Source organism: Rhodococcus chondri (assembly GCF_036327435.1).
GTDB classification, from domain to species: Bacteria; Actinomycetota; Actinomycetes; order Mycobacteriales; family Mycobacteriaceae; genus Rhodococcus; species Rhodococcus chondri.
Window position 1 is genome coordinate 17,107 of the sequence record NZ_JAUZMZ010000046.1, and the last position, 14,762, is coordinate 31,868.

General features: G+C 68.0%; 13 protein-coding genes and 1 pseudogene. 10 read left to right on the plus strand and 4 right to left on the minus strand.

The window, feature by feature from the left end; genetic code table 11:
* Position 1 precedes the first annotated feature (1 nt).
* The 5 genes from Q8814_RS10365 to purM all read left to right on the plus strand — a co-directional run bounded on the left by Q8814_RS10365 (position 2) and on the right by purM (position 5,781).
* The gene (locus Q8814_RS10365; protein WP_408015876.1) at positions 2-1,780 is read left to right on the plus strand and encodes an alpha/beta hydrolase; all 1,779 of its coding nucleotides are present in this window, start codon (positions 2-4) and stop codon (positions 1,778-1,780) included.
* Positions 1,777-2,451, plus strand: a complete 675-nt coding sequence (locus tag Q8814_RS10370) for a CPBP family intramembrane glutamic endopeptidase (RefSeq protein ID WP_330151928.1) — start codon at positions 1,777-1,779, stop codon at positions 2,449-2,451. Before Q8814_RS10365 ends, Q8814_RS10370 begins: the two co-directional genes overlap by 4 nt.
* 12 nt (positions 2,452-2,463) lie before the next feature.
* A complete protein-coding gene (locus tag Q8814_RS10375) occupies positions 2,464-2,850 on the plus strand; it encodes a sterol carrier family protein (RefSeq protein WP_330151929.1) in 387 nt (128 codons plus the stop codon).
* A gap of 156 nt (positions 2,851-3,006) precedes the next feature.
* Entirely contained in the window at positions 3,007-4,590 is a 1,584-nt protein-coding gene (gene purF, locus Q8814_RS10380; RefSeq protein WP_330151930.1) for an amidophosphoribosyltransferase, read from the plus strand.
* A gap of 117 nt (positions 4,591-4,707) precedes the next feature.
* Positions 4,708-5,781, plus strand: coding sequence for a phosphoribosylformylglycinamidine cyclo-ligase (gene purM / locus Q8814_RS10385; RefSeq protein ID WP_330151931.1), 1,074 nt, complete (start codon positions 4,708-4,710; stop codon positions 5,779-5,781).
* Positions 5,782-6,011: 230 nt separating this feature from the next.
* Here purM and Q8814_RS10390 read toward each other — a convergent pair whose 3' ends face one another.
* The 4 genes from Q8814_RS10390 to ygfZ form a co-directional block, all read right to left on the minus strand.
* Positions 6,012-6,203 carry a DUF3073 domain-containing protein gene (locus tag Q8814_RS10390; RefSeq protein ID WP_330151932.1) on the minus strand — a complete coding sequence of 64 codons (192 nt, stop codon included), beginning with the start codon at positions 6,201-6,203 and terminating at the stop codon, positions 6,012-6,014.
* Positions 6,204-6,399: 196 nt separating this feature from the next.
* Positions 6,400-7,356, minus strand: coding sequence for an asparaginase (locus Q8814_RS10395; RefSeq protein ID WP_330151933.1), 957 nt, complete (start codon positions 7,354-7,356; stop codon positions 6,400-6,402).
* On the minus strand, positions 7,353-8,039 hold the full coding sequence (locus Q8814_RS10400; protein ID WP_330151934.1) for an MOSC domain-containing protein: 687 nt from the start codon (positions 8,037-8,039) through the stop codon (positions 7,353-7,355). The genes Q8814_RS10395 and Q8814_RS10400 overlap by 4 nt, the downstream gene beginning before the upstream one ends.
* Positions 8,036-9,166 carry a CAF17-like 4Fe-4S cluster assembly/insertion protein YgfZ gene (gene ygfZ / locus Q8814_RS10405; protein ID WP_330151935.1) on the minus strand — a complete coding sequence of 377 codons (1,131 nt, stop codon included), beginning with the start codon at positions 9,164-9,166 and terminating at the stop codon, positions 8,036-8,038. Before ygfZ ends, Q8814_RS10400 begins: the two co-directional genes overlap by 4 nt.
* A 55-nt stretch (positions 9,167-9,221) precedes the next feature.
* Here ygfZ and Q8814_RS10410 point away from each other — a divergent pair, with 55 nt between their 5' ends.
* From Q8814_RS10410 to Q8814_RS10430, 5 genes and pseudogenes are all read left to right on the plus strand, one after another.
* A complete protein-coding gene (locus Q8814_RS10410; RefSeq protein ID WP_330151936.1) occupies positions 9,222-10,076 on the plus strand; it encodes an aminodeoxychorismate lyase in 855 nt (284 codons plus the stop codon).
* A 208-nt stretch (positions 10,077-10,284) separates the two neighbouring features.
* The gene (locus tag Q8814_RS10415; protein ID WP_330151937.1) at positions 10,285-11,793 is read left to right on the plus strand and encodes a cytochrome ubiquinol oxidase subunit I; all 1,509 of its coding nucleotides are present in this window, start codon (positions 10,285-10,287) and stop codon (positions 11,791-11,793) included.
* Between the two features lie 10 nt (positions 11,794-11,803).
* Positions 11,804-12,841 (plus strand): cytochrome d ubiquinol oxidase subunit II, encoded by a 1,038-nt coding sequence (gene cydB / locus Q8814_RS10420; RefSeq protein WP_330151938.1) that lies wholly within the window; start codon positions 11,804-11,806, stop codon positions 12,839-12,841.
* The gene (gene cydD, locus Q8814_RS10425; protein WP_330151939.1) at positions 12,838-14,550 is read left to right on the plus strand and encodes a thiol reductant ABC exporter subunit CydD; all 1,713 of its coding nucleotides are present in this window, start codon (positions 12,838-12,840) and stop codon (positions 14,548-14,550) included. Before cydB ends, cydD begins: the two co-directional genes overlap by 4 nt.
* Positions 14,547-14,762 (plus strand): annotated as a pseudogene (locus tag Q8814_RS10430) (ABC transporter ATP-binding protein); the annotation flags it as partial. The gene cydD and the pseudogene Q8814_RS10430, both read left to right, overlap by 4 nt.

Genomic DNA, 14,762 nt, shown 5'->3' on the forward strand with positions numbered 1-14,762 from the left:
TGTGGCCGCCACCCAGGTCGATCGGCTGGCGGTGATCGAAGCCCGGCAGGGGCAGATCATCGCCGCGGTCACCGACTTCGGTGACCGTCACCCCCTTACCGCGCGGGTATGGGGGCGGCTGAGCCTGGATTTCGCCGGCATCGCCTTCGCGGCCCTGTTCTTCTGCTGGTCGCTCACGCCGTCGCTGCTGCCGCGGGATTGGCTCTTCCAGGGGCTGATCGGCGGCATCAACGCAGCGGTCGGATACGGCGTGGGTTGCGTCGTAGGTTGGGCTGTTGCGAGATTCGTCGTGTCGGGCCGGCGGTGGTGGCCGCCGCCGCTGCCCGTCGAACGAGCAATCAAGGTGGCGGTCCCGGCAGCGGCGGTGCTGGCCTCGCTGCTCGCGCTCGTGTTCGCGGCCGACCAGCAACGCGAGCTCGCCGCACTGATGTCCGCCGAGGGCACCTCTACGCCCGGATACCTGCGCACGATTCTGCTGAGCGGCACGATCGCGGCCCTGGCGATCTCCGCGTGGCGCGGCCTCCGCTACATCAGACGGTGGATCTCCCTGCAACTGACCCGGCGCACGGGCATGCCGCTCGGTCTGGCCCGCACCCTCGGTCTGCTGTTGGTGGTGTTGATGACGTTCATGCTCATCGACGGGGTTCTCATCCGCGGCGCGTATGCAATCATCAACTCCGCATTCAGCATTCATGACGACACCGCCACGCGCGCCGGGGCGGAGCAACCCATGAGTCCGGCAAGATCCGGCAGTCCGGAATCGCTCGCCCCGTGGTCGACACTCGGATACGAAGGCCGGAACTTCGTGTCGCGCGGACTCGACGCCGACGAACTGACCGCGATCAACGGCGACGAAGCGCAGGAACCGATCCGGGTCTACGTCGGGCTCGACACTGTCGAAACCGCCGAATCCCGCGCCGATCTCGTCGTTGCCGAACTGGAGCGGACCGGAGCGTTCGACCGGTCGGTGCTCGTGCTGATCCCCACCACCGGAACGGGATGGGTCAATCCGACCGCCGCGCAGACGATGGAACTCGTCCACAACGGTGACCTCGCGATGGTGGCATGGCAGTACTCGTATCTACCCAGTTGGATCTCGTTCCTCGCCGACCGCGGGAAGGCGGCCGACGCGGGGGAGTTGCTGGTCGACCGGGTGCACGAGCGGTGGTCGCAGTTGCCCGAGAACGACCGGCCGAAGCTGTACGTGTACGGCGAGAGCCTCGGTACCCAGTCGGGGGAGGGCACATTCGACAGCCTCGCCGAGATCCGCTCCACCGTCGACGGTGTGCTGTGGGTCGGTCCGCCGAACTCGAACCGGCTGTGGCGGCAGATCGTCGAACGCCGGGATCCCGGCACCACGGAGGTCGCGCCCGTCTACTCCGACGGTCTCGTCGTTCGCTTCGCGGATCGCAAGGAAGACATAGCCCACCCGCCCACTCCGTGGTTGTCCCCCCGCGTGCTGTACCTCCAGCACGCATCCGATCCCGTCGTGTGGTGGTCGCCGGATCTGCTGCTGCGCCGTCCCGACTGGTTGTCCGAACCACCCGGGCCGGACCGACTGCCGCAGATGCGCTGGTTCCCGATGGTCACGTTCTGGCAGGTCTCCGCCGACCTGACCAATGCCGCCGTCGTACCCGACGGGCACGGCCACAACTACGGGACGACGGTGCTCGACGGGTGGGTCGCCGTGGCCGGTCCCGAAGGCTGGACCGACACCGACACCGAACGGGTCCGGGCGACGTTGCATGCTCTCCGCGGATCCGAGGGGCCGGAGAAATGACCCGGTATCCGCTTGCCGGGCCGGCCGTCGCAGCGGCTGCGGTGCTGTGGGGTGCGGCGCTGCCGCGCGTGGGGTTCGGCGGCGCGCACGGACGTACGTGGGTGTCGGCCGGGGTGGGGTTGTGCGCGGTCGTCGCCGCCCGCGCCTCCGGGATGAACCGAACAGAACTCGGACTGGAGCCGTCGCGTGTGCCCGCGGGGTTGCGATGGGGTGGTGCCGCGGCGGCAGCGACACTTGCGGGCTATGCCGTGGCCCTCGCCGTCCCCGGGGCGCACACCAGGTTCGCCGACGCCACAGGCGGGAATCGCGACGATTTCCACGCGTGGGTATGGGTGCACATCCCGATCGGGACCGTGCTCGCCGAGGAACTGCTGTTCCGCGGGGTGCTGACTCCTCTGGTGAGCCCGGTCGTCCATGCCGCTGCCTTCGGGCTGTGGCACGTGCGTCCGGCCCGTACTGCCGGGGACAGTGTGCTCGGCACGGTCGCGGTGACCGCACTGGCCGCCCTGGGGTTCGATCGACTGCGCCGCGCCAGCGGCAGCGTCGTCGCGCCGATGCTGGCACACCTGGCGGTCAACGTCGGGGGAGCGGTCGCCGTGCGGATCGCGACCTCGCGGGGTCGGGGTGCGGACGGGCGGGCTTCGCGTGGTCGGGTTCCGGAGCACCGATAGGCTGCCTCGATCATGGCACCACGCAAACCCGTCGATCCCGCAGAACTTCGCGATGCACTCCGGCGCGTCGTGCCGTGGGTCTGCGGTGACGCCGACGACAAGCCGCCGCGCACCGATCTCGCCGCCGCGGTCCGGTCGAGCGCCCGCACCCTCGAGCAGATCGCGCCCGGCTCGAGCGTCGAGGTGCGTATCCCGCCGTTCGTGGCGGTGCAGTGCATCGAGGGACCGCGTCACACGCGGGGGACGCCGCCCAATGTCGTCGAAACCGACCCGCTCACGTGGCTCCGTCTCGTCACCGGCCGACTCGGTTTCGAGGACGCGGTCTCGTCGGGGGCGGTGGAGGCCTCCGGCAGCAGGACCGGTGAACTCGCCCACTGGTTACCGCTGTTGCGTCTGTAAGGCTCCCGCCGCGTCTTTTCGGATGTGACGTTCGTCTACTCGCGACGTGCCGGTGTGCGGTCCGGCCGGCCGCGTTGGTGAGGTGGTCGAAGGCGTCTCGGCGCGACCCGTAGAATAGGGGAGCCCCGCTTTTGTCCATCCCCAGGGAGCACCTCCGTGACCAGTGCCGATCTGTCGGTTCACACACGCAATCTTCTCGCCTCAGACGAACCCGAAAACGAGCCGCGCGAGGAGTGCGGAGTGTTCGGTGTATGGGCTCCCGGTGAGGACGTGGCAAAGCTCACGTACTACGGCCTCTATGCGTTGCAGCACCGTGGGCAGGAGGCGGCCGGTATCGCGGTCGCCGACGGTTCGCAGGTGCTCGTCTTCAAAGATCTCGGGCTCGTGAGCCAGGTGTTCGACGAGCAGACGCTCGCCGCGATGCCCGGTCACATCGCCGTCGGTCACTGCCGCTATTCGACCACCGGCTCGACCACGTGGGAGAACGCGCAGCCGATCTTCCGCACCACCGCCGCCGGTTCGGGCATCGCGCTCGGCCACAACGGCAACCTCGTCAACACGGCCGAACTCGCCGACCGCGGACGTGAGCTCGGGGTGCTGGATCCCTCGCGCCCGGGCGCCGCGAACTCCGATTCGGACACCATCGGTGCTCTCCTGGCCCACGCAGCCGACGACAGCACGATCGAGCAGGCCGCGATGAAGCTGCTGCCCACGTTGCGGGGCGCTTTCTGCCTGACGTTCATGGACGAGCACACCCTCTACGCGGCCCGCGATCCGTGGGGCATCCGGCCCCTGTGTCTGGGACGGCTCGACCGCGGCTGGGTGGTGGCCAGCGAAACGGCGGCCCTCGACATCGTCGGTGCGTCGTTCGTCCGCGACATCGAGCCCGGGGAACTGCTCGCCATCGATGCCGACGGCGTCCGCTCGTCCCGTTTCGCGGCGCCCGAACCCAAGGGCTGCGTGTTCGAGTACGTCTACCTGGCCCGTCCCGATTCGACGATCGCCGGCCGGTCGGTGCACGCCACCCGCGTCGAGATCGGTCGGCGCCTCGCCAAGGAACACCCCGTCGACGGCGACCTGGTCATTCCTGTTCCGGAATCCGGCACTCCGGCCGCGGTCGGGTATGCGCAGGGCTCCGGCATACCGTACGGCCAGGGCCTGATGAAGAACGCCTATGTGGGCCGCACGTTCATCCAGCCCAGCCAGACGATCCGGCAGCTGGGCATCAGGCTCAAGCTCAACCCGCTCCGCGAGGTGATCCGCGGCAAGCGGCTCGTCGTCGTCGACGATTCCATCGTGCGGGGCAACACCCAGCGCGCGCTGATCCGCATGCTGCGGGAGGCGGGCGCCCTCGAGATCCACGTCCGTATCGCATCGTCGCCGGTCAAGTGGCCGTGCTTCTACGGGATCGACTTCGCCTCGCCCACCGAGCTCATCGCCAACGGTGGCGGCATGCACGACACGATCGAAGACGAGCACGATTACGACCAGATGGTCGAAATGGTGCGCCGGTCCATCGGCGCGGATTCGCTCGGCTACATCTCGACCGACGGTATGATCGCCGCTACCGAGCAGCCCGCGTCGCGCCTGTGCGCCGCGTGTTTCGACGGGCACTACCCGATCGCACTGCCCAAAACGCACGACATCGGCAAGGCGCCCCTCGAGGGTGTCGTCGACACCGAGTCGCGGACCCCGACGGTCCTGGACAACGACAACGCCGACGTTCTGAGCCGTCCGTAGAAACTGGTCGGGTACCGTAAGTGCGCGGTCGGCCCTGTTCGGCGTGTGTATGCATGCTCGACGCCGGACCGGCCCATCTCCCAAATATCACAACTCGAAGGCTGGAGCCGACTACTCATGACCGAGGAGACAACCCCCGGAGCTTCCTACGCAGCGGCAGGCGTGGACATCGAGGCCGGCGACCGGGCCGTCGAACTGTTCGCCCCGCACGCGAAGAGGGCCACCCGCCCGGAGGTGCTCGGCGGTCTCGGTGGTTTCGCCGGCCTGTTCGCGCTCAAGCACGACTACAAGGAGCCCCTTCTCGCGGCCTCGACCGACGGTGTCGGCACGAAGCTTGCGGTCGCGCAGGCCCTGGACAAGCACGACACCGTCGGTCTCGATCTGGTGGCGATGGTCGTCGACGATCTCGTGGTGTGTGGCGCCGAACCGCTGTTCCTGCAGGACTACATCGCGGTCGGACGGGTCGTGCCCGAGCGTGTCGCGGAGATCGTCTCCGGCATCGCCGAGGGCTGTGTGCAGGCCGGGTGCGCGCTGCTCGGTGGCGAGACCGCCGAGCATCCGGGCGTGATGTCGGACGGCGACTACGACCTTTCGGCGACCGGTATCGGCGTCGTCGAGGCAGACAAGCTCCTGGGCCCGGACCGTGTCCGTCCCGGAGACGTCGTCATCGGCATGGGTTCGTCGGGCCTGCATTCCAACGGATATTCGCTTGCGCGCAAGGTGCTGCTCGACATCGGCAAGATGAGCCTGACCGCGCACGTCGACGAGTTCAGCCGCACCCTCGGTGAGGAACTGCTCGAACCGACGAAGATCTACGCGAAGGATTGCCTCGCGCTGGCCGCGGAAACCGAGGTGCGCACGTTCTGCCACGTCACCGGCGGCGGACTCGCCGCGAACCTGGCGCGCGTGATGCCGAAGGGTCTCGTGGCGGAGCTCGACCGCGCCACGTGGAGCCCCGCTCCCGTGTTCGGGCTCATCGCCCAGCGGGGCCGTGTCGAGCGCGCGGAGATGGAGAAGACGTTCAACATGGGCGTCGGTATGGTCGCGATCGTCGCGCCCGAGGACGTCGATCGGGCGCTGGCCGTGCTCACCGCACGCCACATCGACTGCTGGACCCTCGGCAGTGTCCGTAAGTCCCAGGATTCCGTCGACGAGCGCGCGCTGCTCCTCGGAGAGCACCCCCGCTTCTAGAGTGCCGTCGGGCACAGAACAGAGCCGGCTACCTCGCACCAGGGAGTGAGGTAGCCGGCTCTGTGTCTTCGACGGTGCTGTGTCTTTCGACGATGCTGTGTCGTTGTTCGATGGTGCTGTGTTCCGACGGCGTTGTTGTGTGGACCGGACAGCACATGGTGGTCCGGCTACACCATTAGCAGAGGGGGAGCCGATGATTCGGCTCCCCCTCCGCTAATGGGGGTTTCGTGTCAACGACGCCAGTCGTCGTCGTAGTCGTCGTCCCAGCCGGAACGCTGGTCTGCAAAGACCTCGTCCCGTTGCGAGATGGGTTCACCACCAGACAACTCTCGCTGGAGGCTCTCGAAGTCGGTGGACGGCGAGCTGTACTTGAGTTGCCGTGCAACCTTGGTCTGCTTTGCCTTAGCCCGGCCGCGGCCCATGGCTAACCCCCTCGCGCTTTGACGGGGCGGCCTGGGGAAATTTGGCGGCCCCGGTGAGTTGAGTATTTTCCTGGGGCCCACTTTAGCGTGGAAAACTCGGTTCCGCCTCCACACACCCGTCTACAGCCGTGTCCGTTACGTCTCACCGTCACACGACCTGCGGGAATGCCGACTTTGATCTACCCGAATGTGCCCTTCAGAACACCCCCGGGATCGCGCGGATCGTCCCGACACGTACTCCGCCACCGAGCACGGGTTGTGAGGCGAGGGTCGCGAGAGTCTCCGACCACGTCACACCGAGGCGATGCAGGACGGCGGCGGTGAGCGGCAGACGGGCGCGTTCGCCTCCGTCGTCGATCTTGAACGCGAACGCCGAGCCGTCGGGCAGAGCGCCGGCGTGGACGCCGTCGGCTCCGGCCTTGCACAGCAATCCCGGCACTGCGCTCATGAGCCGGAAGTCGTCCTTGTCCGCGCCGGAGATCAGATACGGATGCTCTCGGATCGCGTCGGCGACCGCGCGTTCCGGGGTGTCGGGCTCGGAAGTGACCAGACGCGAGTAGGCGCGCGCGAGATTGAACAGCGGAACCGGAACGATCGGCAGGCCGCATCCGTCGATGCCGAGATCGGTGTCCTCGATCTCGCCGGTGAGTTCGAGGATCGCGTCGACGACGGCCTCCTGCAGCGGGTGCGCCGAGTCGAGGTACCCGGAGGGGTCCCAGTCGTTGACGGTGCAGGTTGCCAGCATCGCGGCGTGCTTACCGGAGCAGTTCATGTACGCGGGGCGCGGGACCCGGCCGGCAGCGAGGACCTCGGCGCGGGCGACTTCGTTGCCCGGCAGATCGGCAGGGCACTGCAGATCACTCTCGTCGAAGCCGTACTCGGCGAGCAGGCTCTCCACGAGTTCGACGTGATCGGATTCGCCCTCGTGCGACGCGGTCGCAATGGCCAGTTCCGCCGTGGTGCGCGGCGCGAACCCGTTCCGGAGCAGCGCCGTGGCCTGTAGGGGCTTGTTGGACGACCGCGGGTAGATCGGGGTGTGCACCTCGCCGAGCGAGACCAGCACCTCACCCTCCGAGTCGAGGACGATCAACGATCCTCGATGCACGCACTCGCGGAATCCCGAGCGCACCACTTCGACCAGTTCGACGCTCAATACTCCACCTTCACCTTTCGTCCGTCGACCCGCCGGCGCGCCTTGTCGACGACGCTGGGCGACAGGTCGTCCTGCTGCTCGAGCATGACCGCGATGCGCTCGGGGTCGCGTCCGGTGAACAGGTCCCGCACGGTGACTCCGTGACCGGGTACGTCCTCGACGGTGATCGTGTCGCCCGCCCGCACGGGCCCCTCGGTGAGCACCTTCAGGTAGGCGCCGGTGTCGCCCCGGGCCGCGAACCGCTTGACCCAGCCCGGCTCACCCGACCACACCCCGAACGTGCCACACGGCGTGCGCGGACCGGTCACCTCGAGCAGCAGACCCTGCTCGCCGACGCGCCAGCGTTCACCGATGACCGCGTCGGTGACCGGGAGACCGGAGACCCGCAGGTTTTCCCCGAACCAGCCGGCCGGCAGGTCTCGACCCAGTTCGTGAGCCCACCGTTGCGCTTCGTCCGCGTCGTACGCGTAGACGGCTTTGAACCGGCCCCCGTGGTGGGCGGTGTCGCACTGCCGATCGCCGTCGAGCCCGAGCCGCCCGACGTGCACGGGCCCGGTCACGGGCCGCTTGTCGATACCGGTCGTCGGCACTCGGCGGGTGCCGCTGTCGCGCAGCGCGTGCACGACGCACACGGCGTCGACCCGGCCGGAGGTCGTCCGGCCGCCGGGCGAGCCGGCGTTCACCGTCCCCGCAATCGCTCGATGGCCTGACGGCCCGCCTGCACCCCGTTCTCCTGTGGCACCGAGTCCGGGTCGATCGCGGCGGCGCACGGGCCGGCGACGAGCGGGGTCTCGGGGGTGATGGTGCGTTTGATCAGGGCCAGTGCGATCGGGCCCAGCTCGTAGTGGTCGATGACGGTGCCCAGACGTCCCACGGTGCGTCCGCCCGCGGTGACCGGCTCTCCGGGTTCGGGCCGGCCGTCCGCCGAGCCGTCGAGGTGCAGCAGTACCAGGTGACGTGGGGGTTTGCCGAGGTTGTGGACTCGCGCCACGGTCTCCTGGCCGCGGTAGCAGCCCTTGTCGAGGTGCACGGCGCCGTGTTCGGCCGGGCCGCCGATCCACCTCGCTTCGTGGGGAATGGTGCGCTCATCGGTGTCGAGACCGAGACGGGGCCGTACTGCGGCCACGCGCAGCGCCTCGAACGCCCACGTACCCGCCGCACGGGCACCTGCGGCGGTGAGCGCGGTGAAGACCTCGGTGAGCTTCTCGCGAGGCACCAGCAGGTCGTATGCGTGATCGGTGGGCCACGGCATCCGCCGCACGAATCCCCCACCGGGGAGGGCGACGGCGGCGTACGGCTCGGTGGGCAGTACGTCGAGTCCGAGGGCGGCGGGAATCCCGGGGTCGGCGGTGCGCGGTCCGAGCAGGCTCAGCATCGCGAGTTCGTTGCCGTCGCGGGGCTCGGCCTTCGCCCAGAACACCATTTTGGTGAGGAAACCGAGAAGCGCGGTGCCGCGATTCGGTTCGGTGTCGATCCAGGTGACGCCGTCGAGGTCGGTCTGGACGAAATGGTCCTCGACGCGGCCGTTGAGGTCGAGACTCAGGTTCTCGGCCGAGGTGCCGTCGGGGAGCATCGCGACGTGCTGGCTCGAAATCGTGTGCAGCCAGCTGAGGCGTTCTTCGCCGGTGATCGCGATGACGAAGCGTGTCGATCGATCGACGACGGCTGCATCGTCCACTGCGGCGCGCTGCTCTCCGAGGGGATCGCCGTAGTGCCAGGGAAGGCCTTCGTCGGGACTGCCGGGGACTGACGCGACGGCGTCCGGGAGGGCGAGCAACGGGCTGTCGGACGCGATCGGAAACTCGGTCACGACACCAGTCTATGGGGAAGCAACCGGAAGGCTTGCAGTGGATAGGGTGGAATCCATGGCTGAGCGGGTGCTGGTGACGCTGGACGGCGAAGTGAAGGACGCAGATGCGCCTCTTCTCCACGCGGACGATTTCGGGGTGTTGCGTGGGGACGGAGTCTTCGAGACGCTGCTGGTGCGCGGTGGGCGCGCTCGCGCCGTCGAACTCCATCTGGCGCGCCTGGCAGCATCCGCAGCTGCCGCGGATCTACCCGAACCCGACCGGGACGACTGGCGTCTCGCGGTCGAGCTTGCGGTGGAGCGGTGGGGCGACGCGCGTGAAGGCGCGCTGCGACTGGTCTACACGCGCGGTCGCGAGGGCGGCGATCGGCCCACAGCCTTTCTGTTGGTGACGCCGGTGGCCGAGCGCGTCGAGAAGGCCCGCCGCGAGGGCGTATCGGTCGTCACTCTCGAACGCGGTTCGTCGGTCGACCTCGCGCAGCGGGCGCCGTGGCAGTTGCTGGGGGTCAAGACGTTGTCGTATGCGACGAACATGGCGGCCCTGCGCCACGCGGAATCGGTCGGTGTGGACGACGTGATCTACACGAGCAGTGAGGGCTTCGTGCTGGAAGGACCGCGTTCGACGGTCGTGCTCGCGCGCGGCCGGACGCTGCTGACGCCTCCGCCGGAGCACGGCATCCTCCCGGGTACCACCCAGCAGGCTCTGTTCGACGTCGCCGAGGACCACGACTTCACGGTGCGGTACGAGGCGCTGCGTCCCGCGGATCTGATCGTCGCGGACGGGGTGTGGCTGGTGTCGAGTGTGGCGCTGGCTGCGCGGGTGCACACGCTCGACGGGCACCCGCTCGCCACGCGGGCACTCGTCGGCGAGGTCGAGAAGCTCGTCGAGACCGGGAGCGCCGCAGCCCGCTGAGGCGCCGGTGAGGGGCGGATCACGGCTCGCCGGAATGTGTTTGTGGACACCGTGGCTGTCCACTTCGGACAATTGCTACTACCGTTCGTAGTAACAATGTCGTTTCGTATGCGGTCGTGTCGTATGCGGTCACGGCTTGCCCGGAATTCGGGGTGCAGCCCACGCCCGGGATTCGGATCCTGTAACTGGGCTTCATCTCGGAGTGGCAATGGACGTGTTGGATCTGTCCCGATGGCAGTTCGGGATCACCACGGTGTATCACTTCATCCTCGTGCCGCTGACCATCGGACTCGCGCCGATGATCGCGATCATGCAGACGATGTGGGTGGTCACCAAGAAGGACCACTGGTACCGCCTGACGAAGTTCTTCGGCAAGATGTTCTTGATCAACTTCGCGTTGGGCGTTGCGACCGGCATCGTCCAGGAATTCCAGTTCGGTATGAACTGGAGCGAGTACTCGCGCTTCGTCGGCGACGTCTTCGGGGCGCCGCTCGCGCTCGAGGGACTGGTCGCCTTCTTCATGGAATCGACCTTCCTCGGCTTGTGGATCTTCGGCTGGGGAAGACTCCCGAGACTCGTTCACCTCGCGACGATCTGGCTGGTGGCAATCGGGGTCAACGCGTCGGCCTACTTCATCATCGCCGCGAACTCGTTCATGCAGCACCCGGTGGGGGCGATCTACAACCCCGAAACGGGTCGCGCGGAACTGACCAGCATCTGGGCACTACTGACCAACAACACTGCGCTCGCTGCATTCCCGCACGCCGTCGCCGGTGGTTTCCTCACCGCAGCGACCTTCGTCGCCGGCATCGGTGGCTGGTGGATGGTCCGGAACATGCGGCGCGCCAATGCCGTCCGGAGCTCGGATCCGGTGGAGGCCGACCGGCTCGAGGGTGACGCCCGCACGCTCTTCCGCCCCGCAACGCGGATGGGCATGCTCGTCATGATCATCTCGGGCATCGGGTTGTTCGTCACCGGAGATGTGCAGGCGAAGCTCATGTTCGAGCAGCAGCCCATGAAGATGGCTTCGGCAGAATCGCTGTGCCACACCGAAACCGACCCGAACTTCTCCATTCTCACCATCGGTACCCACAACGACTGCGACGGCGTCACCCACGTCCTCGACATGCCGTACGTCCTGTCGTACCTCGCCGAGGGGAAGCTCAGCGGCGTGACGTTGCAGGGCGTCGAGGACCTGCAGGCCCAGTACGAGGAGCAGTTCGGTCCCGGCAACTACAAGCCGAACCTGTTCGTCACCTACTGGTCGTTCCGCGCGATGATCGGCCTCGCCGCCGGCTCCGCAGCGCTCGCCCTCGCCGGACTGTGGGTCACCCGTCGTGGACGTGTCCCCGACCAGAAATGGTTCGGATGGCTCGCCATCGCGGCGATTCCCACCCCGTTTCTCGCGAACAGCGCCGGATGGATCTTCACCGAAATGGGCCGGCAGCCGTGGGTGGTGCATCCCAACCCGACCGGGGTGGACATGATCCGGCTGACCGTCGACCAGGGTGTCTCGGACCACGCGCCCGCGACCGTGCTCGTCTCGCTGATCGCGTTCACCGTCGTCTACGCGGCGCTCGGCGTCGTGTGGTTCTGGCTCATCCGCAAGTACGCCATGCAGGGACCGCTGTCGCACGACGCGCAACCGCCGGGCGAGCACGACGACGACGAACCCGGCGACACCGGGCAGCCCAAACAACTGTCCTTCGCGTACTAGGAGATCGGTCATGGGACTTCAAGAAGTCTGGTTCATCCTGATCGCGGTGCTGTTCACCGGCTACTTCGTCCTCGAAGGCTTCGACTTCGGTGTCGGCATGCACATGCCGATCCTCGGCCGCGGCCGAGGCGAGGTCGCGGACACCCGCAGGCGAGTTCTGCTCAACACCATCGGCCCGGTGTGGGACGGCAACGAAGTGTGGCTCATCACCGCCGGCGGCGCACTGTTCGCCGCATTCCCCGAGTGGTACGCCACCCTCTTCTCCGGGTTCTATCTGCCGCTGCTGTTGATCCTGCTGGCGTTGATCGTGCGCGTGTGCGCCATCGAATGGCGTGGCAAGATCGATGATCCCAAGTGGCGGCGTCGCTGCGACATGGGCATCATCTTCGGTTCGTGGGTGCCCGCGGTGCTGTGGGGCGTGGCGTTCGCGAACATCGTCCGCGGTGTCGCGATCAACGCCGACAAGAAGTACATCGGCGGCTTCTTCGACCTGCTCAACCCGTACGCACTGCACGGCGGCATCACCACCGCACTCGTCTTCGCACTGCACGGCGCAGTCTTCCTCGCGCTCAAGACCTCCGGCGAGGTCCGTCGCGACGCGGTCGCACTCGCGCGCAGGCTCGCGATCCCGACGGTGGTCGTCGCAGGATCGTTCGTGCTGTGGACCCAGCTCGCCTACGGCAAGGGCTGGACCTGGATTCTCGTGATCGCCGCGGCGGCAGCGCTTCTCGCGGTCGTCGCACTGACCTCCGTCGAACGGGAAGGCTGGGCCTTCGTGTTCACCACCGTCGCGATCGCGGCGACCATCGTGCTGCTGTTCGCGTCGCTGTTCCCCAACGTCATGCCCTCGACCCTCGATCCCGCATGGTCGCTGACCATCGAGAACGCATCGTCGAGCGCGTACACGCTGAAGGTCATGACATGGGCCGCGGTGGTGATGACCCCGGTCGTGCTCGTCTACCAGGGCTGGACGTACTGGGTGTTCCGTCAGCGGATCTCCACCGATCACATCCCGAAGTCCATCGGCCTGAAACTGGGCGCGAAGTGACGATCCCCGCCGCCGCGGTTCCCGCCGACTCGCGAGCGCGGCGGCGGGGACCCATCGATCCGCGGCTGTGGCGGTACTCCGCCTCCGCTCGCGGCTACCTGGTGCTCACCGTCGTCACGTCGCTGCTCGACGTGGTGATGGTGGTGCTGTCCGCCCTGATGATCGGACGGGTGCTCGCCGGTGTCATCACCACCGACGCGCGGGCGCTCGGGGACTGGCAGGGCGAACTCCTCGTGCTGGCCGCGGCGATCGTGGTGCGCGTCGCCCTCACCTGGCTGCATTCGCGCTACGCCCACCGCTCCGCGAGCAGGGTTATCGCCGAGCTCGAACACGAAGTGCTCGATGCCGCCGCGACCCTGCCGCCGCGCGAGCTGGACCCGCGACGCGACGAGATCGCCACCGTGCTGACCCGCGGTCTCGACGGCCTGAGCGACTACCTCACCGGCTATGTCCCCGCCCTGCTGCTTGCGGTGACTCTCACCCCCGTCACCATCGTCGTCATCGCCCTGCACGACCTCACCTCCGCGGTCATCGTGGTGGTGACCCTGCCGCTGATCCCCATTTTCATGATCCTCATCGGCCTGCTCACGAAGGGCAAAGCGGACCGCACCCTCGATGCGATGACCACCCTGTCGTCGCAGCTGCTCGACCTGCTCGCGGGACTGCCCACCCTGCGCGCTCTCGGCCGCGAGCAAGGACCGGGCGCGCGGGTACGTGAACTCGGCGACGACCACCGGCGCACCACCATGTCGGCGCTGCGTGTCGCGTTCCTGTCCGGCACGGTGCTCGAGTTCCTCGCAACCCTGTCGGTGGCACTGGTGGCGGTGAGCATCGGCATGCGCCTCGTGTACGGGGGGATGCCGCTCGAAGCCGGAATCATCGCCCTGATCCTCGCGCCCGAGGCCTACCAGCCGCTGCGCACGGTGGGCAGCAAATTCCATGCCGCCGAAGACGGAATGGCGGCCGCCGAACGCGCATTCGCGATCCTCGCCACCGTCCCACGTACACCCGGCGCGACGGCCGGCACGAAGACGGCAGGAAAGTGGGACGGCTCCGGATCCGGTCATACTCTCGTACTCGACGGCCTCAGCGTCGTGGCCCGGGACGGCCATGCCCCCGACCGGCTCGACGCGGTCGCGCGACCGGGTGAGATCACCGTGCTCACCGGCGACAACGGCTCCGGTAAATCCACTGCGCTGCTGGCGATCCTCGGTCTCGCTGAGCCGGCGGAGGGCACCGTCACCGTCGACGGCCGGCCTGTCGCCGGCACCGAGACCTGGTGGAGCCGACTGGCGTGGCTGCCGCAGCATCCGGTCCTGCTTCCCGGCACCCTCTCCGACAACCTGCGGCTCACCGGCGCCGACCCCCACGATGAGAACCTCGAGAGTATTTGCGTCGCAACCGGTTTCGACACCGTGCTCGACGAGCTGCCCGAGCGCTGGAACACGGTCGTCGGTACCGGCGGTGCCGGTCTGTCGCTCGGCCAACGGCAGCGGCTCGCTCTCACCCGCACCCTGGCCTCGCCGCGGCCGGTGCTCCTGCTGGACGAACCCACCGCCCACCTCGACGACAAGACGGAGTCCACCGTACTGGGCACGCTGCGCCGGCTCGCCCACGCGGGCAGAACCGTCGTGGTCGTCGCGCACCGGCCGAGCCTGCTCGCCATCGCGGACCGGGTCGTGACCGTACACGCGGGAGGTGCGCGATGAGAGACCTGCGCCGCGCCATGGCGCTGCTCGAACTCGAGCCGCGACGGGTCCTGCTGTCCATCGCCGCCGGTGTCGCGACGCTCGGCAGTGCGCTGCTGCTGGCCGGTTTGTCGGCCTGGCTCATCGTCCGGGCGTGGGAGATGCCCCCGGTCCTCGACCTCACCGTCGCGGTGGTCGCCGTCCGCGCGCTCGGCATCTCGCGTGGCCTGTTC

Excerpts from the sequence above, each read along its gene's own strand:
- Q8814_RS10370 (WP_330151928.1), top strand. The coding sequence starts at position 1,777 with ATGACCCGGTATCCGCTTGCCGGGCCGGCCGTCGCAGCGGCTGCGGTG.
- purM (WP_330151931.1), top strand. The coding sequence starts at position 4,708 with ATGACCGAGGAGACAACCCCCGGAGCTTCCTACGCAGCGGCAGGCGTG.
- Q8814_RS10390 (WP_330151932.1), bottom strand. The coding sequence starts at position 6,203 with ATGGGCCGCGGCCGGGCTAAGGCAAAGCAGACCAAGGTTGCACGGCAA.
- Q8814_RS10375 (WP_330151929.1), top strand. The coding sequence starts at position 2,464 with ATGGCACCACGCAAACCCGTCGATCCCGCAGAACTTCGCGATGCACTC.
- Q8814_RS10410 (WP_330151936.1), top strand. The coding sequence starts at position 9,222 with ATGGCTGAGCGGGTGCTGGTGACGCTGGACGGCGAAGTGAAGGACGCA.
- cydB (WP_330151938.1), top strand. The coding sequence starts at position 11,804 with ATGGGACTTCAAGAAGTCTGGTTCATCCTGATCGCGGTGCTGTTCACC.
- Q8814_RS10415 (WP_330151937.1), top strand. The coding sequence starts at position 10,285 with ATGGACGTGTTGGATCTGTCCCGATGGCAGTTCGGGATCACCACGGTG.